The 20,745-nt window shown below is 57.0% G+C and carries 20 protein-coding genes and 1 pseudogene; 13 read left to right on the top strand and 8 right to left on the bottom strand.

The features are described 5' to 3' along the window. Positions 1–168 precede the first annotated feature (168 nt). A complete protein-coding gene (gene edd / locus RTP97_RS05040; RefSeq protein ID WP_312411490.1) occupies positions 169–1,980 on the top strand; it encodes a phosphogluconate dehydratase in 1,812 nt (603 codons plus the stop codon). A 39-nt stretch (positions 1,981–2,019) separates the two neighbouring features. Next, positions 2,020–2,661 (top strand): bifunctional 4-hydroxy-2-oxoglutarate aldolase/2-dehydro-3-deoxy-phosphogluconate aldolase, encoded by a 642-nt coding sequence (gene kdgA / locus RTP97_RS05035; RefSeq protein WP_042391344.1) that lies wholly within the window; start codon positions 2,020–2,022, stop codon positions 2,659–2,661. A gap of 123 nt (positions 2,662–2,784) precedes the next feature. Here the strand turns inward: kdgA and purT are convergent, their stop codons facing one another. Then, positions 2,785–3,963, bottom strand: a complete 1,179-nt coding sequence (gene purT / locus RTP97_RS05030) for a formate-dependent phosphoribosylglycinamide formyltransferase (protein ID WP_312411488.1) — start codon at positions 3,961–3,963, stop codon at positions 2,785–2,787. A gap of 130 nt (positions 3,964–4,093) precedes the next feature. Here purT and RTP97_RS05025 point away from each other — a divergent pair, with 130 nt between their 5' ends. The 4 genes from RTP97_RS05025 to ptrB all read left to right on the top strand — a co-directional run bounded on the left by RTP97_RS05025 (position 4,094) and on the right by ptrB (position 7,712). Further along, a complete protein-coding gene (locus RTP97_RS05025; protein WP_312411486.1) occupies positions 4,094–4,402 on the top strand; it encodes a YebG family protein in 309 nt (102 codons plus the stop codon). Positions 4,403–4,467: 65 nt separating this feature from the next. Beyond that, complete coding sequence (gene yebF, locus RTP97_RS05020; protein WP_312209328.1) at positions 4,468–4,815, top strand: protein YebF; 348 nt, start codon at positions 4,468–4,470, stop codon at positions 4,813–4,815. A gap of 95 nt (positions 4,816–4,910) precedes the next feature. Further along, entirely contained in the window at positions 4,911–5,570 is a 660-nt protein-coding gene (locus RTP97_RS05015) for a tellurite resistance TerB family protein (protein ID WP_312411484.1), read from the top strand. An 84-nt stretch (positions 5,571–5,654) separates the two neighbouring features. Further along, entirely contained in the window at positions 5,655–7,712 is a 2,058-nt protein-coding gene (gene ptrB / locus RTP97_RS05010) for an oligopeptidase B (protein WP_312411482.1), read from the top strand. A 12-nt stretch (positions 7,713–7,724) separates the two neighbouring features. On the opposite strand, the gene exoX is transcribed toward ptrB, so the two are convergent. Both exoX and RTP97_RS05000 read right to left on the bottom strand, forming a co-directional pair. Continuing rightward, positions 7,725–8,387, bottom strand: a complete 663-nt coding sequence (gene exoX / locus RTP97_RS05005; RefSeq protein WP_312411480.1) for an exodeoxyribonuclease X — start codon at positions 8,385–8,387, stop codon at positions 7,725–7,727. Between the two features lie 23 nt (positions 8,388–8,410). Continuing rightward, entirely contained in the window at positions 8,411–8,641 is a 231-nt protein-coding gene (locus RTP97_RS05000; protein WP_312227030.1) for a DNA polymerase III subunit theta, read from the bottom strand. Between the two features lie 134 nt (positions 8,642–8,775). Between RTP97_RS05000 and yobA the strand changes: the two genes are divergently transcribed. From yobA to RTP97_RS04985, 3 genes are read left to right on the top strand one after another with little or no spacing between them, the layout of a single operon-like run. After that, positions 8,776–9,150, top strand: a complete 375-nt coding sequence (gene yobA, locus RTP97_RS04995; RefSeq protein ID WP_312411479.1) for a CopC domain-containing protein YobA — start codon at positions 8,776–8,778, stop codon at positions 9,148–9,150. Between the two features lies 1 nt (position 9,151). Continuing rightward, positions 9,152–10,021: a copper homeostasis membrane protein CopD gene (gene copD, locus RTP97_RS04990; protein WP_312411477.1), complete on the top strand. Its 870-nt coding sequence runs from the start codon at positions 9,152–9,154 to the stop codon at positions 10,019–10,021. A gap of 15 nt (positions 10,022–10,036) precedes the next feature. Then, positions 10,037–10,375: a YebY family protein gene (locus RTP97_RS04985; RefSeq protein ID WP_312411475.1), complete on the top strand. Its 339-nt coding sequence runs from the start codon at positions 10,037–10,039 to the stop codon at positions 10,373–10,375. 326 nt (positions 10,376–10,701) lie between these two features. On the opposite strand, the gene RTP97_RS04980 is transcribed toward RTP97_RS04985, so the two are convergent. From RTP97_RS04980 to yebS, 5 genes are all read right to left on the bottom strand, one after another. Then, on the bottom strand, positions 10,702–10,893 hold the full coding sequence (locus RTP97_RS04980; protein ID WP_268107648.1) for a YebW family protein: 192 nt from the start codon (positions 10,891–10,893) through the stop codon (positions 10,702–10,704). A 101-nt stretch (positions 10,894–10,994) separates the two neighbouring features. After that, the gene (locus RTP97_RS04975; protein WP_312209342.1) at positions 10,995–11,234 is read right to left on the bottom strand and encodes a YebV family protein; all 240 of its coding nucleotides are present in this window, start codon (positions 11,232–11,234) and stop codon (positions 10,995–10,997) included. Between the two features lie 112 nt (positions 11,235–11,346). After that, positions 11,347–12,786 (bottom strand): 16S rRNA (cytosine(1407)-C(5))-methyltransferase RsmF, encoded by a 1,440-nt coding sequence (gene rsmF / locus RTP97_RS04970; protein ID WP_312411474.1) that lies wholly within the window; start codon positions 12,784–12,786, stop codon positions 11,347–11,349. Positions 12,787–12,868: 82 nt separating this feature from the next. Continuing rightward, a complete protein-coding gene (locus tag RTP97_RS04965; RefSeq protein WP_312411472.1) occupies positions 12,869–15,505 on the bottom strand; it encodes an MlaD family protein in 2,637 nt (878 codons plus the stop codon). Further along, entirely contained in the window at positions 15,474–16,757 is a 1,284-nt protein-coding gene (gene yebS, locus RTP97_RS04960) for a membrane integrity lipid transport subunit YebS (RefSeq protein WP_312411470.1), read from the bottom strand. The genes RTP97_RS04965 and yebS overlap by 32 nt, the downstream gene beginning before the upstream one ends. Positions 16,758–16,888: 131 nt before the next feature. Between yebS and RTP97_RS04955 the strand changes: the two genes are divergently transcribed. The 4 genes and pseudogenes from RTP97_RS04955 to RTP97_RS04940 all read left to right on the top strand — a co-directional run. Then, positions 16,889–17,386 (top strand): GAF domain-containing protein, encoded by a 498-nt coding sequence (locus tag RTP97_RS04955; RefSeq protein WP_312411467.1) that lies wholly within the window; start codon positions 16,889–16,891, stop codon positions 17,384–17,386. Positions 17,387–17,483: 97 nt separating this feature from the next. Next, positions 17,484–18,176: an RNA chaperone ProQ gene (gene proQ / locus RTP97_RS04950; protein WP_042391318.1), complete on the top strand. Its 693-nt coding sequence runs from the start codon at positions 17,484–17,486 to the stop codon at positions 18,174–18,176. A 19-nt stretch (positions 18,177–18,195) separates the two neighbouring features. Further along, complete coding sequence (prc, locus tag RTP97_RS04945; protein ID WP_312411464.1) at positions 18,196–20,244, top strand: carboxy terminal-processing peptidase; 2,049 nt, start codon at positions 18,196–18,198, stop codon at positions 20,242–20,244. 193 nt (positions 20,245–20,437) lie between these two features. Continuing rightward, a pseudogene (locus RTP97_RS04940) lies at positions 20,438–20,745 on the top strand (protease HtpX); the annotation flags it as partial.

Below are 20,745 nucleotides of genomic sequence, written 5' to 3'. Positions count from 1 at the left end.
CCGCACAATTTTTACTCTTTTGCACTTGCCCCGGATTCACCCTTAACGCTTTTTTTATTACACTCGCTGAAGCGATTTTGCCTCCGGTGTGCGGCGGATTAGTGGTTTATGTATTCTCTCTGTATTAATGATACCGCCGCCCGGGACACCTCATTTTCAGGAGCCTTTATGAACTCGACATTGTTACGGGTAACAAAGCGTATTATCGACCGTTCCCATGCTACCCGCAGCGCCTACCTCGCCCGCATCGAACAGGCGAAGAGCAGCACCGTTCACCGTTCGTCGCTGGCCTGCGGTAACCTGGCTCACGGTTTCGCCGCCTGCCAGCCGGAAGATAAGGTCTCGCTAAAAAGCATGCTGCGTAACAACGTCGCCATTATCACCTCCTACAACGACATGCTCTCCGCGCATCAGCCCTATGAACGCTACCCTGACATTATCCGTAAAGCGCTGCACTCGGTTAACGCCGTAGGCCAGGTTGCAGGCGGCGTACCGGCCATGTGCGATGGCGTGACTCAGGGCCAGGACGGAATGGAGCTTTCTCTCCTCAGTCGGGAAGTGATCGCCATGTCCGCTGCGGTCGGCCTGTCGCACAACATGTTTGACGGTGCGCTCTATCTTGGCGTCTGCGATAAAATCGTCCCGGGCCTGGCGATGGCCGCGCTGTCGTTTGGGCATCTGCCAGCGCTGTTTGTGCCGTCAGGACCGATGGCCAGCGGCCTGCCAAATAAAGAGAAGGTGCGTATTCGCCAGCTTTATGCCGAGGGCAAAGTCGACCGCATGGCGCTGCTCGAATCCGAAGCGGCCTCCTACCATGCGCCAGGCACCTGCACCTTCTACGGCACGGCCAATACCAACCAGATGGTCATTGAGTTTATGGGCATGCAGCTGCCCGGCTCGTCATTCGTCCATCCTGATGCGCCGCTGCGGGAAGCGCTGACCGTGGCCGCCGCACGCCAGGTGACTCGCCTGACCGGCAACGGCAACGAGTGGATGCCGCTCGGCAAGATGATTGACGAGAAGGTGGTGGTCAACGGCATCGTCGCCCTGCTGGCAACCGGCGGCTCCACTAATCACACCATGCACCTGGTGGCGATGGCGCGTGCCGCGGGCATTATCATCAACTGGGATGACTTCTCCGAACTCTCCGAGGTGGTTCCCCTGATGGCGCGCCTCTATCCGAACGGCCCGGCGGATATCAACCATTTCCAGGCTGCGGGTGGCGTACCGGTGCTGATGCGCGAGCTGCTGAAGGGTGGTCTGCTGCATGAGGATGTGAATACCGTGGTAGGTCACGGTCTGTCACGCTATACCCTTGAGCCGTGGTTGAACGAGGGCGAGCTGGACTGGCGCGAGGGTGCCAGCGCCTCGCTGGACAGCGATATCATTGCCACTATCGATAAACCTTTCTCGCACCACGGTGGCACGAAGGTGCTCAGCGGCAACCTGGGTCGTGCGGTTATGAAGACCTCCGCCGTCCCGGTAGAGAACCAGGTGGTCGAAGCGCCTGCGGTGATTTTTGAGAGTCAGCACGACGTGTTACCGGCCTTTGAAGCAGGTTTGCTCGACCGTGACTGCGTGGTTGTTGTCCGGCATCAAGGGCCAAAAGCCAACGGTATGCCAGAATTACATAAACTGATGCCGCCACTTGGTGTATTATTGGACCGCCGTTTCAAAATCGCATTAGTCACCGATGGACGGCTCTCCGGCGCATCAGGTAAAGTACCGTCGGCGATCCATGTAACACCAGAAGCGTATGACGGCGGGTTGCTGGCAAAAGTACGCGAGGGCGATATCATCCGCGTAAATGGACAGACAGGGGAGTTAACTCTGCTGGTGGATGACACCGAGCTTGCTGCACGTCAGCCACACATTCTTGACCTGAGTAGCGCGCGTGTAGGTACTGGCCGCGAAATGTTTAGCGCACTGCGTGAAAAACTCTCCGGTGCTGAGCAGGGCGCAACCTGTATCACTTTTTAAACTGATAAATTTTTTAGATCGGGCGAGAGAAAAACTCTGATGAAAAACTGGAAAACGAGTGCTGAAGCAATTCTGAAAACGGGTCCTGTGGTACCGGTTATCGTGGTGAACAAACTGGAACATGCAGTACCGATGGCGAAAGCCCTGGTGGCCGGTGGCGTTCGCGTGCTGGAAGTCACTCTGCGTACCGCCTGCGCCATGGATGCGATCCGCGCCATTGCGAAAGAAGTGCCGGAAGCAATCATTGGTGCCGGTACGGTACTGAACCCGCAGCAGCTGGCGGAAGTGACCGAAGCGGGCGCGCAGTTTGCTATCAGCCCGGGCCTGACCGAGCCGCTGCTGAAGGCAGCAACCGAAGGCACCATTCCGCTGATTCCAGGCATCAGCACCGTGTCTGAGCTGATGCTCGGCCTCGACTACGGTCTGAAAGAGTTTAAATTCTTCCCGGCGGAAGCTAACGGCGGTACCAAAGCGCTGCAGGCCATTGCTGGTCCGTTCTCGCAGGTGCGTTTCTGCCCGACCGGCGGCATCTCTCCGGCGAACTATCGTGACTATCTGGCGCTCAAAAGCGTGCTGTGCATCGGTGGCTCGTGGCTGGTCCCGGCTGACGCGCTGGAAGCGGGTGACTACGATCGCATCACTAAACTGGCTCGCGAAGCGGTAGAGGGCGCGCAGCAGTAAGGTCTTGTTCTGCCGGGTGGCGGCTTCGCCTTACCCGGCCTACAACGGCTTGATACCGTAGGCCCGCGCAAGCGAAGCGCCGCCGGGCAATGCCAACAAAAACGGGCCTTTCGGCCCGTTTTTTTATCCCTTCACCACCACGCCTGCAGCGGCGTTTTTTGCCCGTTCCACCGCATCCTCTACGCTTTCACCGGTGGCTAACGCCACGCCTAACCGCCGCGTACCGTCAATCTCCGGCTTGCCGAACAGGCGCAGCTGTAGTCCGGCTCCTACTGCGGCCTGCACATTATCAAAGGTCACATTATCGCTCTTCAGTTCCGGCAGGATCACCGCCGAGGCGGACGGGCCGTACTGACGTACTCCGCCTATGGGCAGACCGAGGAAAGCACGTACGTGCAGGGCGAACTCGGAGAGATCTTGCGAGATCAGCGTGACCATACCGGTATCATGCGGACGCGGCGACACCTCGCTAAAGATCACCTCATCGCCGCAGACAAACAGCTCTACGCCAAACAGGCCGTAGCCCCCAAGCGCCAGCACGACTTCGCGGGCGATAGCCTGCGCGCGAGAGAGAGCCAGCGCGCTCATCTGCTGAGGCTGCCAGGACTCACGGTAGTCGCCATCCTCCTGACGATGGCCGATAGGATCGCAGAAGTGCACCCCGTCCACGGCACTCACGGTCAGGAGCGTGATTTCGAAATCAAACTTAACCACGCCTTCGACGATGACGCGTCCCGCTCCGGCGCGACCGCCGAGCTGGGCATACTGCCAGGCGTCATGCAGCTGGTCTGCACTGCGAATAAAGCTCTGGCCTTTGCCAGAGGAGCTCATCACCGGCTTGATAATACACGGCAGGCCCAGCGCCGCGACCGCCTCTTCAAACGCGGTTTCGCTGTCGGCAAAGCGGTAGGTCGAAGTAGGCAGGTTCAGCTCTTCGGCGGCCAGGCGGCGGATCCCCTCCCGATTCATGGTCAGCTTAGCAGCACGGGCGCAGGGCACCACCTGCTGACCCTCGGCCTCAAGCGCCAGTAGCATATCGGTGGCAATGGCTTCGATCTCCGGAACAATAAAGTCCGGCTTCTCCTGTGCCACTAACGCTTTTAACGCCTCGCCGTCCAGCATGTTGATGACGTGCGCCCGGTGGGCCACGTGCATCGCCGGGGCGTCGGCATAGCGGTCAACCGCAATCACTTCGATGCCTAAACGCTGGCACTCAATGGCCACCTCTTTACCCAGCTCACCGGAGCCTAACAGCATCACACGCGTGGCTGCCGGACGCAGCGCGGTACCTAAAAAAGTCATAATATCCACCGTTTAAAAATTTCGGACTATTATACACGAAAACGTTTGCGTGTCTTTTTTCGGCTTGCAATCAGGGCGCGAATTGCTTACTATTATACTGTATAAATAAACAGGTAAATGAGGCTGCATTATGGCGGTTGAAGTCAAATACGTGGTAATCCGCGAAGGTGAGGAAAAAATGTCTTTTGCCAGCAAAAAGGAAGCCGATGCGTACGACAAAATGCTCGATCTGGCAGAAGTGCTGGAGGGCGTGCTGGTAAATGCACCCGTTGCGTTTGATGACGAACAGCGTGAGCAGATGGCGCTGTGGCTGGCTGAGCAAAAAGAGACCTTCAGTGCGGTCTTCCGCTCCGGTAAGCTGCCGGACCCGGATGCGGCACCGGCAAAAAGCGATACCGTTACGGATATGCCGACGCCTAAGCGCACTAAAGCAGCCTAACTGCAGCTTGCGCTGTCGGTAATTTGTACCATGCTTTGAGTGGGTTATGCTCACAGGAGATAAGCATGAACAGATTAGGACTACTGCTCGGCCTGGCCGTGCTGGCCGGCAGCGCCAGCGTACAGGCAGCGAATAACAAATCCGTGAAGTTCCCCAGCTGTGAAGGGCTGGATGCCTCCGGTATCGCTGCCAGCGTCAAACGTGACTATCAGCAAAACCGCATTGCGCGCTGGGCTGACGATCAGGAGACGCTGGGGCAGGCCGATCCGGTTGCGTGGATCAACGTCAAAGAGATCACCGGCAAAGACGATAAGTGGACTGTTCCGTTGACCGTGCGCGGTAAAAATACCGATATCCACTATCGGGTAGCGGTGGACTGCAAAGGCGGCAAAGCCGTTTACACGCATCAATAACCAAAGCCGCATTTTCGCTTCTTTAGCCAGCTTAGACATTTCCTGACAACCCCTCGCTTACTCTGTGGTCTGACACAGAATAATCGGGGGGAATTATGACTAACTGGATGAATCAACTACAGTCGCTGCTGGGCCAGAAAGGGGCATCCGCCTCGTCGGGTGACGGGCAGGGGCTGAGCAAGCTGCTGGTGCCGGGGGCATTAGGTGGCCTGGCGGGACTGCTGGTCTCAAACTCCTCTTCCCGCAAGCTGCTTACTAAATACGGTACCAGCGCGCTGCTGGTTGGCGGCGGGGCCGTTGCTGGCACGGTGCTGTGGAACAAATACAAAGATCGCGTGCGGACTGCGCACCAGGACGAGCCGCAGTTTGGTCAGCAAAGCTCGCCGCTGGACGTGCGCACTGAACGTCTTATCCTTGCCCTGGTTTTTGCCGCGAAAAGCGACGGTCATATCGATGCCCGCGAGCGCGAAGCGATTGACCTGCAAATGCGGGAAGCTGGCGTTGAAGAGCAGGGCAGAGCGCTGGTGGCTCAGGCCATTGAGCAGCCGCTCGATCCCCAGCGGCTGGCCCGTGACGTGCGTAACGAGGAGGAGGCGCTGGAGCTCTACTTCCTCAGCTGCGCCGCTATCGATATCGATCACTTTATGGAGCGCAGCTATCTCAATGCGCTCGGCGACGCTCTGAAGATCCCGCAGGACGTGCGCGACGGCATTGAAAAGGACTTAAAAGAGCAAAAAAGCGCGTTGCCAGGCTAGCTTACACGCGTTGGTGGCGCGTTTCGCTTGCAACATGCGTGGGTTTTGCCACCCTTATAGGGTGTAAACTGAAAAGATAACGCTATGCCACCAAAAGCAAAAACAGTACCGCACGTCATGAACCTGCATGGCGATACGCGAACAGATAACTACTACTGGCTGCGCGATGATACGCGTTCGGATCAGGATGTCCTGGACTATCTGCACCAGGAGAACGACTACGGGCGCGACATAATGGCCTCCCAGCAGGCGTTACAGGATCGCCTGCTGAAAGAGATTGTCGATCGTCTTCCCCAGCGTGAAGTCTCTGCTCCCTATACCCGCAACGGTTACCGCTACCGGCACGTTTATGAGCCGGGGTGCGAATATGCTATCTATCAGCGCCAGTCGGTGCTCAGCTGCGAGTGGGATGAGTGGCAGGTGCTGCTGGATGCCAACAAGCGCGCCGCCCACAGCGAGTTTTATACCCTCGGCGGGCTGGCCGTTTCGCCGGACAACAAAATTATGGCGCTGGCGGAGGATTATCTCTCCCGGCGTCAGTACGGCCTACGCTTTCGCAATCTGGAGACCGGCAACTGGTATCCAGAGATGCTGGATAACGTCACGCCGGATTTCGTCTGGATCAACGACTCTGAAACCCTCTACTACGTGCGTAAGCATGCCAAAACGCTGCTTCCTTACCAGGTCTGGCGGCATACCATTGGTACGCCTGCGGCCCAGGATGAGCTTGTTTACGAGGAGAAAGACGAGACCTTCTACGTTAGTCTGCATAAGACGACCTCCCAGCACTATGTGATCATCTATCTTGCCAGCGCCACGACCAGCGAGTGCCTGCTGTTGGATGCGGAGCTGCCGGATGCGCAGCCCGTTATGTTCCTACCCCGGCGTAAAGATCACGAATACAACCTCGATCACTACCAGCACACTTTCTATCTGCGCTCCAACCGTGAGGGGAAAAACTTTGGCCTCTACCGGACTAAAGTGCGCAATGATAAGCAGTGGGAGGTGCTGATCCCACCCCGGGAGCACATCATGCTGGAAGGCTTTACGCTCTTTACCGACTGGCTGGTGGTGGAGGAGCGTCAGCGCGGCCTGACTAGCCTGCGGCAGATCAACCGTAAAACCCGCGAGGTCACCGGCATCGCCTTTGACGATCCGGCCTATGTGACCTGGCTTGCCTATAACCCCGAGCCGGAAACCTCCCGCTTGCGCTACGGCTACTCCTCGATGACAACGCCGGATACCCTGTTTGAGCTGGATATGGACACTGGTGAACGACGGGTGCTTAAGCAGACAGAGGTCCACGGCTTTGACGCCAGCCAGTACCGCAGCGAACACCTTTGGATCAAGGCGCGCGACGGCGTAGAGGTGCCCGTATCGCTGGTCTACAACCGCAAACACTTCCGGAAGGGGCAGAATCCGCTGCTGGTCTACGGCTACGGCTCCTACGGCACCAGTATTGATGCCGATTTCAGCAGCAGTCGCCTGAGCCTGCTGGATCGCGGCTTTGTCTTTGCCATCGCACACATTCGCGGCGGCGGCGAGCTGGGGCAGAACTGGTATGAGGACGGTAAGTTCCTTAAGAAGAAAAACACCTTTAACGACTATATTGACGTCTGTGATGCGCTACTGGCGCAGGGCTATGGCTCTACCCGCTACTGCTACGGCATGGGCGGCAGCGCGGGCGGGATGCTGATCGGTACGGTGATTAACGAGCGCCCCGGTTTGTTCCACGGCGCTATTGCCCAGGTGCCCTTTGTCGACGTGGTCACCACCATGCTCGATGAGTCCATTCCGTTAACCACCGGCGAGTTTGAGGAGTGGGGGAATCCGCAGGACGAGACCTACTATCGCTACATGAAAAGCTATAGCCCATACGATAACGTCACCGCTCAGGCCTATCCGCATCTGCTGGTCACCACCGGGCTGCATGACTCCCAGGTGCAGTACTGGGAGCCAGCCAAGTGGGTAGCGAAGCTGCGGGCGACGAAAACCGACGATAATCTGCTGCTGCTCTGTACGGATATGGACGCAGGCCATGGTGGGAAATCGGGCCGCTTTAAATCCTATGAGGGCGTTGCGCTGGAATTTGCTTTTCTTGTGGCGCTGGCGCAGGGCACGCTGCCCGGCAAGAAAAGCTAGTTTTCATCAGGATTAGTTTTCGTCGAGATAGTGCTTTAACGTCAGCCGCAGTTCGGGACTCATGCGTTCCAGGTTATTGTACAGCCAGCGCAGGTAGCCTGGATCGCGGTCGGCAATTTCAGACACCGCCTTGCCCCGATATTTACCAAAGGTAAAGGTCGTCATCAGGGCAGGACGACCGGTAATCGTTGCCATCTGATCCGGCGTCCACCCCGAGCTATCCATGATGTCGATTAGCAGCGCAGCGGTAATATAGCAGTCATACAGCGCCCGGTGATGATGCAGCCCCGGCGGCGTCTGTACGTTCAGCTTACGCGACTTGTAGAGTGCCATATTGCCGTACTGGATCCCCGGCCACAGGCGGCGGGCCAGCTTCATTGTGCAGATCCACTCTCCGGGCATCTCCGGCAGCACGCGACGATCGAAGCTGGCGTTATGGGCAACGTACCAGCTGCTGCCCAGATAGTGGGGGAGAATCTCTTCGATCCACGGCTGATCGGCGACCATCTCTTCGGTGATGCGGTGGATGGCCATCGCCTGGTGGCTGATAGGGCGATCCGGACGCACAAGGTGGCTCATCGGGTTAACAATCTGCCCGTCAATGACGTCCACCGAAGCAATTTCAACGATGCCGCCCTGCAGGCCGCAGGTTTCAGTATCGATTACGCGTAACATCTTATCTCCAGAAACCGGGTCGATTATTTGATCTTAGGCTCGTAAGGCAGGCGTGAGAGCGACACGGATGCCAGGCGATGGGCGATCAGCCGTTCGCGAAACCAGTCGCGCAGATGGGCGGGCTGCTCGCGCTCAACCACTTCTGCGATAACCGGCATATTGTAGCGCTCTTTAAAGGCCACGCCAGCCGCCGCCAGGTCAACGTTAACTTTGTCCATCTCATCCTGAGGCAGCTGTGCAAGATTGGTTTTCATAGATCCTCCCGGTTATATGGCGCAAAATTACTAAGCCTGCTGTAGAAAGGCAAGTCCACGCCTGTACAGACTCGACTCGTACATTATACAGAGTTATTCTTTGTGCTATACACATAACAAAAAGGAATAGAACGATGGGCTTTACCGCAAAGTACACCTGCCGTGCGCTATTGTTGGCCGCCTCTCTGGTTGCATCGCCTGTTGTTTTCGCGCATGCCCACCTGAAGCACCAGTATCCGGCGGCAGACGCCAATGTAACGGCGGCTCCGCAGGCGCTGACCCTCAACTTTTCCGAAGGCATTGAGCCTAAATTCAGCGGCGTAAAGATTACCGGCTCGCAGCAGCAGACGGTAAAAACCGGCGTGGTAAAGCGTAACGATAATGATAAAACGCAGCTGATTGTGCCCATCGAACAGGCTCTGAAGCCTGACCAGTATACCGTAGAGTGGCACGTTGTCTCCGTTGACGGGCATAAAACCCAGGGCAGCTATCGGTTCAGCGTGAAGTAATATGCTCGCGTTTTGCTATGTAAGCCTGCGGTTTATCCACTTTCTGACCCTGATGCTGGTATTCGGCAGCAACGCCTTTGCGCACTGGCTTGCCGATCCGGCGCTCCGCTCCGCGTTGCAGCGCCGCTTTATGTTCATGCAGCGTGGCGCGCTGATGCTGACGTTTGTTTGCGCCCTGCTGATGTTTGCCCTACAGGGCGGCATGATGGGCAACGGCTGGCATGACGTCTGGCAGCCGGATATCTGGCTGGCAGTAAGCGAAACGCACTTTGGCAGCGTCTGGCTGTGGCAGATTATTATCGCGCTGACAGCCCTGCTGCTCTGTTTCCTGAATTCACAGCAGCAGGGGCGGGTGCTGCTGCTGGTCACCGCTCAGCTCCTGCTGCTGGCGGCGACTGGTCATGCGGCAATGTATGACGGGGCTATGGGGCTGTTTACCCGAATTAATTACGCCGTGCACATACTCTGTGCCGCCGCCTGGTTTGGCGGCTTGCTACCGGTGCTGTATTGTATGCAGCTGGTTAAGGCGGAAAAACGGCAGCAGGCGATCGGCAGCCTGATGCGTTTTTCTCGTTACGGGCATCTGGCAGTCGCAGGGGTGCTGATATCCGGCATTATCAATGCGCTACTTATTCAAGGGTTGATACTGCCGTGGCAGAGTTGGTATGGCCGTCTACTGCTGGTAAAATGCGCCCTGGTGCTGCTGATGGTGGCCATTGCGCTGATAAACCGCTACGTGCTGGTGCCACGCTTCCGTACACAGGAAGCGCAGGCGCGTGCTGTTTTTATTCGGATGACGCAAGCTGAAGTGGTTCTCGGCATTGTGGTGCTGGCAACGGTCAGCCTGTTTGCGACACTTGAACCTTTTTGAATAACTGGCGAAAAAATGAAAAAACGTATTCTCACTCTTCTGTTACTTACCTGTTCTGCCAGCGCGCTGGCCGCACCGCAGGTGATCACCGTAAGCCGCTTAGATGTGGGTAAAGATAAATGGGCGTTTAACCGTGAAGAGGTGATGCTCACCTGTCGTCCCGGCCATGCGCTGTTTGCTATCAACCCCAGCACGCTGGTGCAGTATCCGCTCAATGATGCGGCGCAACAGCAGGTAGCCAGCGGGGAAAACAGTGGCCAGCCTATCTCCATTATCCAGATTGACGATCCGGCGAAGCCCGGAGAAAAGATGAGCCTGGCTCCATACATTGAGCGCGCGGAAAAGCTTTGCTAGTTACAGGTTGATTCATAACAAAAAACCGCAGGCTTCACTGATGAAGCGTTGCGGTTTTTTTGTTTACGACCGTGACAATTACCCTTTTTTTCCTGCCACCGATGCTGTGGACTGGAAAAGCTGGCGCTGTCATCTATTCTTAAAGTGCCAGGCGTATTTAGCCTGCATTAATGCCAACTTTTAGCGCACGGCTCTCTCCCAAGAGCCATTTCCCTGGACCGAATACAGGAATCGTATTCGGTCTTTTTTTATCTACTTCCTGAGTTAACCATACCATACCCAACCCGCCGGGCGTCCAGCGTTTTTTTGGTTAAAATTTGGGGGAGTTAAAAATCACTAAACTCCTGGGCCGGACGCCAGAAGCCGTCGATGAAATCCTCTACCGGATAGCAGCCGCCGTGGCGGATCCGCTGCTCCTCCATTGAGACCAGGCACTGCTGTTCGGTATTGTATACGTCGATAACAATGTCATCACAGCCACCGTCCAGGTAGCAGATAAAGAGAACCAGTGCGACCATTCCTTCCTCACTTCCGTACCGCTTAAGTTAAGTGTAGGGGAGGAATGTAAAGAGAGGAAATTCCAGAAGTAAATAACCCGCCGGGCGGCGGGTTCAATGGATTAGCCGAGGCGCATAATCCAGGTGTCGGTCTGTTGATCGTAGTGCTCACGGTAAAGCACGGATTGTTCGCCATTGAGAAGCGCCGGAATACTGGTGTCGGCGTCCCAGGCATCGAGCTGCATACATAAATCAGGGTCGGAGCTGCATGGAATGCGTAACGTTCGCTCTCCTGGCTGCTCACCCTGCAGCTCAGCATCATCAATTTCAAATTGGCCAATGCGCACGCTGGTTTTCGTCATAATGCTCTCCATTTATCTGCATAATGTGGTACGACCAGTAAAGTCACCCCATTTTTCAGCCTGGTACAACATGACGTATCCCGCCAGTAAAAAAGTGCTCTTTTTCCCGGATCTACTCTTTGCCGGCAAACAGCCGACCGTCACGAACCAGCTCTCTTGGGTAGCTGTTCTTCAGGCGTGAACCGACTTTTTTTGCCAGTCCAAGCGGCTGCCCCTGAAACGTCACGATCGCTTCGTCACGCTTGACCTGCGTCTGCGGGTAGATATCCCGTCCGCGATACCACTCTTCCGCTTCAGCAGGGGTGAGTTCAAAGGCCAACGGGTTATCGACTCCAGCAAGGGCAATCACCGCCTCATGCTGCCAGCGATAGCCTTTGTTGTGCGTTTCGGCGAGCTTAATGCCGATGCGTGAGAAACGCACCTTGCCTGTAAGCGCTTCGATCTGCTCCGGGAAGAGCCACAGCTCTTTATCACGCTGCCAAAGGCGTAACGCGTTGTCCCAGCGCAGTCCGGAAGCCGCAGCGGCCTCGGCTATCTGCGCGCCCTCCCGGCCTTTCACCGGTGAGAAAGGAAATTTGCCCATCTTATAGCCGGGAGCGGGCAGGGGCTCGACAGAGGCAGTTTTACGCAGGCGCGCTACGAAGAACCCCTCGCAGTCAAAGATTTGTGGGAAAACGTGCAGGAAACCGTCGGCAGTTAGCGCCTGAGAAGCGCCAGCAAACAGCTGCGCCAGAGGCAGGAACTCAACCGCCTCGGGATAGCGGGCCTTCAGCCAGTGGCAAATCGCTTCGTTCTCGTCCTGGTTAAGCGTGCAGGTAGAGTAGACCAGCGTTCCGCCGGGGCGCAGGGCATGAAAGGCGCTGTCGATCAGCTCCCGCTGGGTGGCGGCGATCTCCAGGTTGCTGGCAACGGACCAGTTTTTCAGGGCATCGGGATCTTTACGCACCACCCCTTCACCGGAGCAGGGGGCGTCCAGCAGAATGGCGTCAAAGGTCTCGGGCAGTGCCGCACCAAATACCCGGCCATCAAAGTGGGTCAGGGCAACATTGCTGATCCCGCAGCGGCTGATGTTGGCATGCAGAACCTTTACCCGGCTGGCGGAGAACTCGTTGGCGAGGATCGCACCGTCGTTATCCATGCGCGCAGCGATCTGGGTGGTTTTCGAACCCGGTGCGGCGGCAACGTCCATTACCCGCTGGGGCTGGTTGCCGTCGGCGAAGAGCGCGCTGACCGGCAGCATAGAGCTGGCTTCCTGAATATAAAACAGCCCGCTGAGGTGCTCGGCGGTGCTGCCAAGGGGCAGCGCCTCTTCGTCATCGCGTTCGATCCAGAAACCCTCCTCGCACCAGGGGACGGGCGTCAGCTGCCAATGATAGGGGGCGATCAGTTCCAGAAACGCTGCCACGGAAATTTTAAGCGTGTTAACCCGAATGCTGCGGCGCAGCGGACGCTGACAGGCGGCAATAAAGTCATCGAAGGAGAGATGCGCCGGCATGGCCAGACGCATTTGCGCAAGAAATTCTTCAGGGAGATAGACAGCGTTGTGAGCCACGAATTACACCACCAGCAATAAATCAGGGGGCGCAGTGTAGCATAAAACGCTCCGGCGCAGCAGGCGCGCCGGAGCAGGGTGCTTAGCGCGGCAGGGCAGTGCCCCACGTGCGCCACTCTTTCGGCTCGCTATCCTGGAGCAGGAAGTGTTTGCCGGTTTGCGCCTTCGGTGCCAGCGGGATCCCCGGCGGGGTGGCAAATGCAATGCCGCCGCGAATGAACTGGTTAAAGGTACCGGTTTTCACGACGCCCCCTACCAGGCCGAAGTCCAGTGAGTAGCCGGAAGCCAGCCAGAACACCGAGTTATTGCGTACCAGGTGCTGGAAGCGCTTGCTGATGCGCAGGCCCACCATCACCCTATCGGAGAGCGATCCCAGGGTCAGACCGGTCACCGTACCCACCTCAATGCCGCGGAACAGCACCGGCGTACCGATGTTCAGCCCGCCCGCTTCAGGGGCTTCAACCACGATGCTCAGGCCGTCAACATAGCGCGAGTCGGCAATGGTGGCCTCCTGCAGCTCAAACTCCCGGCGGACGTCACCGCCCCGGCCAGGCTCGACGTTGATATAGGGCTGCAAAATAGTGTCCAGATGCTCAACCCCGGCCGCTGAGATTTGTGGGGTGATCACCGAAAAACGCGTACCGCTGCGGGCGAATTTTTTCACATACTCCGGATAGAGCACGGCGGTGGCCTGCACCTCGTTACGCTCGGTAATCAGCTCCAGATCCTGCACCTGGCCAATATCAATGCCTAAATATTTAATCGGCATCCCAGGGGCAAGCTTGCCTGCATCAAAGGCGTGAAGCTTAATCTGGCCACCCACGGCGCGGGCCGCAGTCTCTGACGGGAAGAGGATCCGCTTGTCGCCCTTGCGGGTCGAGGCGTTGGCACCGGTAAGGTTATCAAAGCTCACTGCACCCTTGATGGCTCTGGCGAGCGGCGCGGCCTGTACCGTCAGCCCGCTGCCGTTGAGCTGCACCTTCGCGCCACCTTCGGCCCAGAAGACGCTGTTAGCGGTCAGCAGAGATTGATACTCCGGCTTAACGTGCAGCTGAATATCAAACGCGTTAGCGCGCGGGCGGACGTTGATCACTTCGCCCACCTCAAACTTACGGTAGAGCACCACCGAGCCGGCCTGTACGTCAGGCAGCTTCTCGGCGGTCAGCGTCAGGGTGGTGGTGGGCAGATCGCTGAGGCTGTTCTCAATCGCCTTGTCGAGGTTAGCGAACAGCGGATAGGTGGACTTTATCTCGCCTTTGCTTCCCGGCAGGATACGGATCCCGCCGCTGATCCACTCGTTGGCGCTGGCGGCAAGGAACTCGACGCCGTCCAGGCCAACTTTAACGTCTACCCGGCTGTTCACCACAAACTTGCTGTCGCCCTGCACCAGCTCTCGATATTGAGGGTCGATAGCGACGGCAAAAGAGACGCCTTTCGCGGTCAGATCCCGCTCGAGCACCTGGCCTATCTGCACCCCATGCAGAACGATGGGCTGACCGGCGTCGATGCCGTAGCTCTCCGGCGCGGTCAGGGTTAACGTGACGACGCCTGGCTCCTGCAGCAGGGTTTTGTCTGCCGGCAGCACCACGAAGTTATCCCGCGGCTCGCCTTCTCCCGGTACCAGTTCAAGGGTGGTGCCGGTAAGCAGCGAGCTGACGCTGGCGTTGTTCAGGGAGAGTTTCGGGTTACGCATCTCAATACGGGTATTGGTGCGCAGCAGGTTGACGACGCTCGGGTCAACGGTCATCTCCCCACTCACCGCGCCGCCGGGGTTGAGATCGAGCTTCGTCAGCTCGCCTACCTCCAGCCCCTGGTACATCAGCGCGGTAGAGCCGGCTTTCAGCCCCTCGCCGCCGGGCAGGGCCAGCTTCACGATCACGCCGCGCTGGCTGTGGGCCAGATCCTTATAGAGGCCGAACTCATCATCGCTCTCTGCTGGTTTCGATGATTCCGGAGAGTCAAAGGCGATCGCTCCGTTAACCAGCGATGCGACGCTCTCCAGCTCTATCTTCGCCCCGCTCAGGCCGACGTCCGCCTTCACGCCGGAGACGTTCCAGAAGCGGCTGCCTTTTTTCACCAGGCTGGTGAAGCGGCGCTCAATCAGCACGTCGATAGTCACGCCCTGCTTGTTGGCATTGATGGAGTAGTCATAGACGCGCCCGACGGGAATTTTACGGAAGTAGACCAGCGAGCCGCTGCTCAGCGATCCGAGGTCCGGGGCGTGGAGATGGATCATCAGCTCGCCGTTGCTGAGACGATACTTCGGCTGGGTGTCGAGGGCGGTAAAGTGATCCTGCGGATCGCCTTTGCCCGGCATCATGCCGATGTAGTTCCCGCCGACCAGCGCATCCAGCCCGGAGATCCCCGCCAGCGACGCTTTGGGGGTCACCAGCCAGAACTGGGTATCGTTGCGCAGGGCATCCTTCATATCCGCTTTGATGCTGGCTTTGACCTCAATTTTATTGAGGTTTTCGCTCAGGCGGATGTCCTGCACGGTGCCCACCTCAACGCCCTGGTAGCGCACCGGCGTGCGCCCGGCCACGATGCCGTCAGCCGAGACGAAATCGATGGTAATGGTGTTACCGCGATCCTCATAGCTGGTCCACAGAAGCCAGCCAGCAATCATTAATGCGATAACAGGTAGCAGCCAGAAAGGCGAAATTCGACGTTTTGTTTTAATGCGCGCTTCAGTCGGCGAAGCGGGGGTTTCCTGACTCATGTGCATCCCAAAGTAAGCGGCTGTCCAGCCATTCCACAGCAAGAATAGTCAAAATTACCGCTGCGCCGAAATAAAACGCAGCGGGACCCATGGTAAACGCGAGAAGCTGATCGCGGTTAATGAGTGACATCGTTATTGAAATCACAAACAGGTCGAGCATCGACCAGCGGCCAATCCATGTCACAAAACGCAACAGCAGCAGACGGGTGCGCAATCCCTGTTCACATTTAAAATGGATGCTAACCAGCAGTGTAAACAGGACGATGACTTTGGTAAACGGCACCAGAATACTGGCGATAAAAACAATGCCCGCGACGGCAATGTTACTGCTCGCCAGCGACATAATCCCGGACATGATGGTGTCCGCCTGCCGAGAGCCGTTAACATAGATAACCGAGATAGGCAGCAGGTTGGCGGGCAGCAGAAACACCAGCGAGGCGATTAGCGCCGCCCAGCACTTCTGGATGCTATGTCGTCTGCGGTGGCGCAGCGGAATATGGCAGCGCGGGCAGCGTCCACGCGGATCCGGCAGGCCGGTAAAGTGGCATCCGAGGCAGACGCGAAGATTTTCATGCGCACGGGTGGCCGGGCGCTGAGGGTAAAATCGCTCCCACAGCTGCTCAATATTGAGATGGATTAGGGTCAAAATGCTCAGGATCACCAGCGCGACGAAGGCCAACAGTCCTACCCCCGGCTGCAGATACGCATAGTCCTGGACCTTAATAGAGGCGACGCCGATGCCGATCAGATAAATATCCAGCATCACCCACTCCTTGAGCCGCTCCAGCATCAGCAGCACCGGACGCAGGTTCATCCCCAGCCGGTTGCCAAACCAGAGATAAGCAATGGCCGCCACCAGCACCAACGGTGCGCCGACGGTACAGAACAGCACCATCGCGGCGGTGAGCGGATTGCCCTGCGAGGACATCTGCCAGATCCCCATCAGCAGGTTGGCATCGATGCGCACCCCCAGCAGGTAGAGGTGCAGCAACGGCTCCCCCCAGGCAAAGGGCATCAGCATCAGCATAGTGATAGCCATCGCCCCCAGCCGGGTAAGGGACCAGTCGCGTCCATCGCGGATCTTCGCATCACAGCGCGGACAATAAGCACTTTCGTGTGATTTCATCACTGGCAGCGCAAAAAGCGTATCGCACTGCGGGCAGCGCTGATAATGTGCACGTGGCAGAGGGTCGCCAATAGCACGAATTGCCATTTTCCTGTCGGTGACTAACTTTGGAGTTTTCAGCGCCATGACGTATTTTGATATAGGTTTGAATTAATCTATCTTAACTCATGAATGGATTATCTTGAGCATGAAGGCATTTAATGCTTATTTTAATAGGCTAGGCTACCTTTTTTTGTAAGACAACAAGTGATTGAATAATGAACAAAAGTGAATTTTACGCGGAGTTGAACCGCGATTTTCAGGCATTGATGGCAGGTGAAACCAGTTTTTTAGCAACGCTCGCCAATACCAGCGCGCTGCTGTTTGAACGCCTTGAGGGCGTTAACTGGGCGGGATTCTACCTGCTGGAAGGCGAAACGCTGGTATTAGGCCCGTTCCAGGGCAAGATTGCCTGCGTGCGCATTCCGGTTGGCCGCGGCGTCTGCGGTACGGCAGTGGCGCAGAATAGCGTCCAGCGCGTAGAAGATGTCCATGCCTTTGACGGGCATATCGCCTGCGATGCCGCCAGTAACTCGGAAATCGTTCTGCCGCTGGTGGTAAAAGGCAAGATTATTGGCGTGCTGGATATCGACAGCACGGTATTCTCTCGCTTCACTACCGAGGATGAGCAGGGGCTGCGCGAGCTGGTTTCGCACCTTGAACGCCTGCTGGAAGCGACCGATTATCAAAAATTCTTTGCGGGCGACGCAGTATAATCAACGGATAACGTAGCATTTACTGATGGTGTCATTATAATGACGCCTGTTCATGCCTGCGGCTTGTTGGCAACGTCCGTTGTAATCAGGAAATTTCATGGAAAATCAACCTAAGTTGAATAGCAGTAAAGAAGTTATCGCCTTTCTGGCCGAACGTTTTCCTCACTGTTTCAGTGCAGAAGGTGAAGCGCGCCCCCTGAAAATTGGTATTTTTCAGGATCTGGTCGAGCGCGTTGAAGGAGAGATGAGCCTCAGCAAAACTCAGCTTCGTTCTGCGCTGCGTCTTTACACCTCTAGCTGGCGCTACCTGTATGGGATCAAAGCCGGTGCGACCCGCGTCGATCTCGACGGCAATCCGAGCGGCGTGCTGGACGAGCAGCATGTTGAACATGCGCGTAAGCAGCTTGAAGAGGCGAAAGCCCGCGTCCAGGCTCAGCGTGCTGAACAGCAGGCTAAAAAGCGCGAAGCTGCTGCCGCTGCCGGTGAGCAGGAAGATGCGCCTCGCCGCGAGCGTAAACCGCGTCCTGCGCCGCGCCGTAAAGAGGGCAACGAGCAGCGTAAACCACGCGCCGACAAACCTGCCGCGAAACCTCAGCGCGCACCGCGTGAAGAGCCACAGCATACGCCAGTATCCGATATTACTGCGCTGAATGTGGGTCAGAACCTCAAGGTGAAAGCGGGCAATAACGCAATGGACGCCACTGTACTGGAGATCACCAAAGACGGTGTTCGTGTACAGCTGACCTCAGGCATGTCGATGATTGTACGCGCAGAACACCTGTTGTTCTGAAACGGAGGCCAAGCCTGGCATGAACACTTTGTTTAAGCGCACCGCGTTGGCTGGCCTGTTCCTGATTGCAGGGCAGGCCTTTGCCGTTGAAGATATTACGCGTGCCGATCAGATCCCGGTGCTAAAGGAAGAGACCCAGCATGCAACGGTCAGTGAGCGCGTAACGTCGCGCTTCACTCGTTCCCACTATCGCCAGTTCGATCTCGATCAGGCGTTTTCGGGCAAGATTTTTGATCGCTACCTGAATTTGCTGGACTACAGCCATAACGTGCTGCTGGCTAGCGACGTTGAGAAGTTTATGCCGAAGCGGAGCGTGCTCGGCGATGAGCTACGCACCGGCAAACTCGACGTCTTTTACGAGCTTTACAACCTGGCACAGAAGCGCCGGTTTGAACGCTATCAATATGCGCTAAAGGTGCTTGAGCGGCCGATGGATTTCACCGGCAACGACACCTTTAATGCCGACCGCAGCAAAGCGCCGTGGCCGAAAGACGACGCGGAGATGAACGCCCAGTGGGATGCGAAGGTGAAGTTCGATGAGCTAAGCCTGAAGCTGACCGGTAAGGATGAGAAAGAGATCCGCGAAACGCTGACCCGCCGCTATAAGTTTGCTATTCGGCGTCTGGCGCAGACCAACAGTGAAGATGTCTTCTCTCTGGCGATGACCGCCTTTGCCCATGAGATTGACCCGCACACCAACTACCTGTCGCCACGTAATACCGAACAGTTCAACACCGAGATGAGCCTCTCGCTTGAGGGGATCGGCGCGGTGCTGCAGATGGACGACGACTACACCGTGATCAACTCCATGGTGGCGGGCGGTCCGGCGGCGAAGAGCAAAGCGATAAGCGTTGGCGACCGTATCGTTGGCGTCGGCCAGCCTGGCCAGAACATGGTGGACGTGATTGGCTGGCGTCTTGATGACGTCGTGGCCCTGATCAAAGGTCCGAAGGGAAGCAAGGTGCGCCTTGAGATCCTGCCGGCCGGTAAAGGGACCAAGACCCGCATCCTGACCCTGACCCGGGAGCGGATCCGCCTTGAAGATCGCGCCGTGAAGATGACGGTGAAAACCGTTGGTAAAGAGAAGGTGGGCGTGCTGGATATACCAGGCTTCTACGTGGGCCTGACGGATGACGTCAAGGTGCAGTTGCAGAAGCTCGAGAAGCAGAACGTTAGCAGCGTGATCATCGATCTGCGCACCAACGGCGGCGGGGCGCTGACCGAAGCGGTCTCGCTCTCTGGCCTGTTTATTCCGTCCGGCCCGGTAGTGCAGGTGCGTGATAACAACGGCAAGGTGCGTGAAGACAGCGATACCGATGGCGTCGTCTACTATAAAGGCCCGCTGGTGGTGCTGGTTGACCGCTTCAGCGCCTCGGCGTCAGAGATCTTCGCTGCCGCGATGCAGGACTATGGCCGGGCGCTGATCGTCGGTGAGCCGACCTTCGGTAAAGGCACGGTGCAGCAGTATCGCTCCCTGAACCGTATCTACGATCAAATGCTGCGTCCGGAGTGGCCGGCGCTGGGATCGGTGCAGTACACCATTCAGAAATTCTACCGCGTTAACGGCGGCAGCACGCAGCGTAAGGGCGTGACGCCGGATATCATCATGCCGACCGGCAACGAAGAGACCGAAACCGGTGAGAAGTTTGAAGATAACGCGCTGCCGTGGGATAGCATCAACGCCGCGACCTTCGTGAAGTCAGGCGATCTGACGCCGCTTGGGCCGCAGCTGCTCAAGGAGCATGACGATCGTATTGCCAAAGATCCGGAGTTCCAGTACATCCTGAAGGACATTGCGCGCTTTAATGCTCTGAAGGATAAGCGGAATCAGATCTCGCTCAATCTTGCCCAGCGTGAGAAAGAGAACGCAGAGGATGATGCGATTCGCCTGGCGCGCCTGAACGATCGCTTTAAACGCGAAGGCAAGCCGGAGCTGAAGAAGCTGGACGATCTGCCGAAGGATTATCAGGAGCCGGATCCCTATCTTGATGAGACGGTGCATATCGCCCTCGACCTGGCGCATATCGAGAAAGAAAGCCCGCCAGCGCAGCCCGCTAAGGCACAGTAAACCCCAACAGGCACAAGAGATTGTGCCTGTTTTTTTTAACAAGCGTATCACGGCGTAAGCCTGCCGCGTCAAAATGTAAAGTTGTGTCTTTCTGGTAACTTACGCGCGGGTTATGCTTGAAAATAGCCAATATACCCATACGATGTGGGTAGTCGCATAGTGCGTTTTGTTAAGTTGAGGTTAAAAGAAAATTATGATGCGGATCGCGCTCTTCCTGTTAACGAACCTGGCGGTCATGCTGGTCTTCGGGCTGGTGCTCAGCCTGACGGGTATTCAGTCGAGCAGCGTTCAGGGCTTGCTGATCATGGCGCTGCTGTTTGGTTTTGGTGGCTCGTTCGTTTCACTGTTGATGTCGAAATGGATGGCGCTGAAGTCGGTTGGGGGTGAAGTCATTGAGCAGCCGCGCAACGATATGGAGCGCTGGCTGATGAACACCGTGGCTCAGCAGTCGCAGCAGGCGGGCATTGCGATGCCGCAGGTTGCTATCTATCACGCCCCGGA

The organism is Pseudescherichia sp. (genome assembly GCF_031998825.1).
Classification (GTDB): Bacteria; Pseudomonadota; Gammaproteobacteria; order Enterobacterales; family Enterobacteriaceae; genus Pseudescherichia.
Note: the sequence above shows the minus strand (reverse complement) of the source record. Positions and strands in the feature narration are given on the sequence as shown.

Bases quoted from the DNA above. Each gene is read 5' to 3' on its own strand.
- edd (WP_312411490.1), top strand. From the start codon at position 169: ATGAACTCGACATTGTTACGGGTAACAAAGCGTATTATCGACCGTTCC.
- kdgA (WP_042391344.1), top strand. From the start codon at position 2,020: ATGAAAAACTGGAAAACGAGTGCTGAAGCAATTCTGAAAACGGGTCCT.
- purT (WP_312411488.1), bottom strand. From the start codon at position 3,963: ATGACTTTTTTAGGTACCGCGCTGCGTCCGGCAGCCACGCGTGTGATG.
- RTP97_RS05025 (WP_312411486.1), top strand. From the start codon at position 4,094: ATGGCGGTTGAAGTCAAATACGTGGTAATCCGCGAAGGTGAGGAAAAA.
- yebF (WP_312209328.1), top strand. From the start codon at position 4,468: ATGAACAGATTAGGACTACTGCTCGGCCTGGCCGTGCTGGCCGGCAGC.
- RTP97_RS05015 (WP_312411484.1), top strand. From the start codon at position 4,911: ATGACTAACTGGATGAATCAACTACAGTCGCTGCTGGGCCAGAAAGGG.
- ptrB (WP_312411482.1), top strand. From the start codon at position 5,655: ATGCCACCAAAAGCAAAAACAGTACCGCACGTCATGAACCTGCATGGC.
- exoX (WP_312411480.1), bottom strand. From the start codon at position 8,387: ATGTTACGCGTAATCGATACTGAAACCTGCGGCCTGCAGGGCGGCATC.
- RTP97_RS05000 (WP_312227030.1), bottom strand. From the start codon at position 8,641: ATGAAAACCAATCTTGCACAGCTGCCTCAGGATGAGATGGACAAAGTT.
- yobA (WP_312411479.1), top strand. From the start codon at position 8,776: ATGGGCTTTACCGCAAAGTACACCTGCCGTGCGCTATTGTTGGCCGCC.
- copD (WP_312411477.1), top strand. From the start codon at position 9,152: ATGCTCGCGTTTTGCTATGTAAGCCTGCGGTTTATCCACTTTCTGACC.
- RTP97_RS04985 (WP_312411475.1), top strand. From the start codon at position 10,037: ATGAAAAAACGTATTCTCACTCTTCTGTTACTTACCTGTTCTGCCAGC.
- RTP97_RS04980 (WP_268107648.1), bottom strand. From the start codon at position 10,893: ATGGTCGCACTGGTTCTCTTTATCTGCTACCTGGACGGTGGCTGTGAT.
- RTP97_RS04975 (WP_312209342.1), bottom strand. From the start codon at position 11,234: ATGACGAAAACCAGCGTGCGCATTGGCCAATTTGAAATTGATGATGCT.
- RTP97_RS04965 (WP_312411472.1), bottom strand. From the start codon at position 15,505: ATGAGTCAGGAAACCCCCGCTTCGCCGACTGAAGCGCGCATTAAAACA.
- yebS (WP_312411470.1), bottom strand. From the start codon at position 16,757: ATGGCGCTGAAAACTCCAAAGTTAGTCACCGACAGGAAAATGGCAATT.
- RTP97_RS04955 (WP_312411467.1), top strand. From the start codon at position 16,889: ATGAACAAAAGTGAATTTTACGCGGAGTTGAACCGCGATTTTCAGGCA.
- proQ (WP_042391318.1), top strand. From the start codon at position 17,484: ATGGAAAATCAACCTAAGTTGAATAGCAGTAAAGAAGTTATCGCCTTT.
- prc (WP_312411464.1), top strand. From the start codon at position 18,196: ATGAACACTTTGTTTAAGCGCACCGCGTTGGCTGGCCTGTTCCTGATT.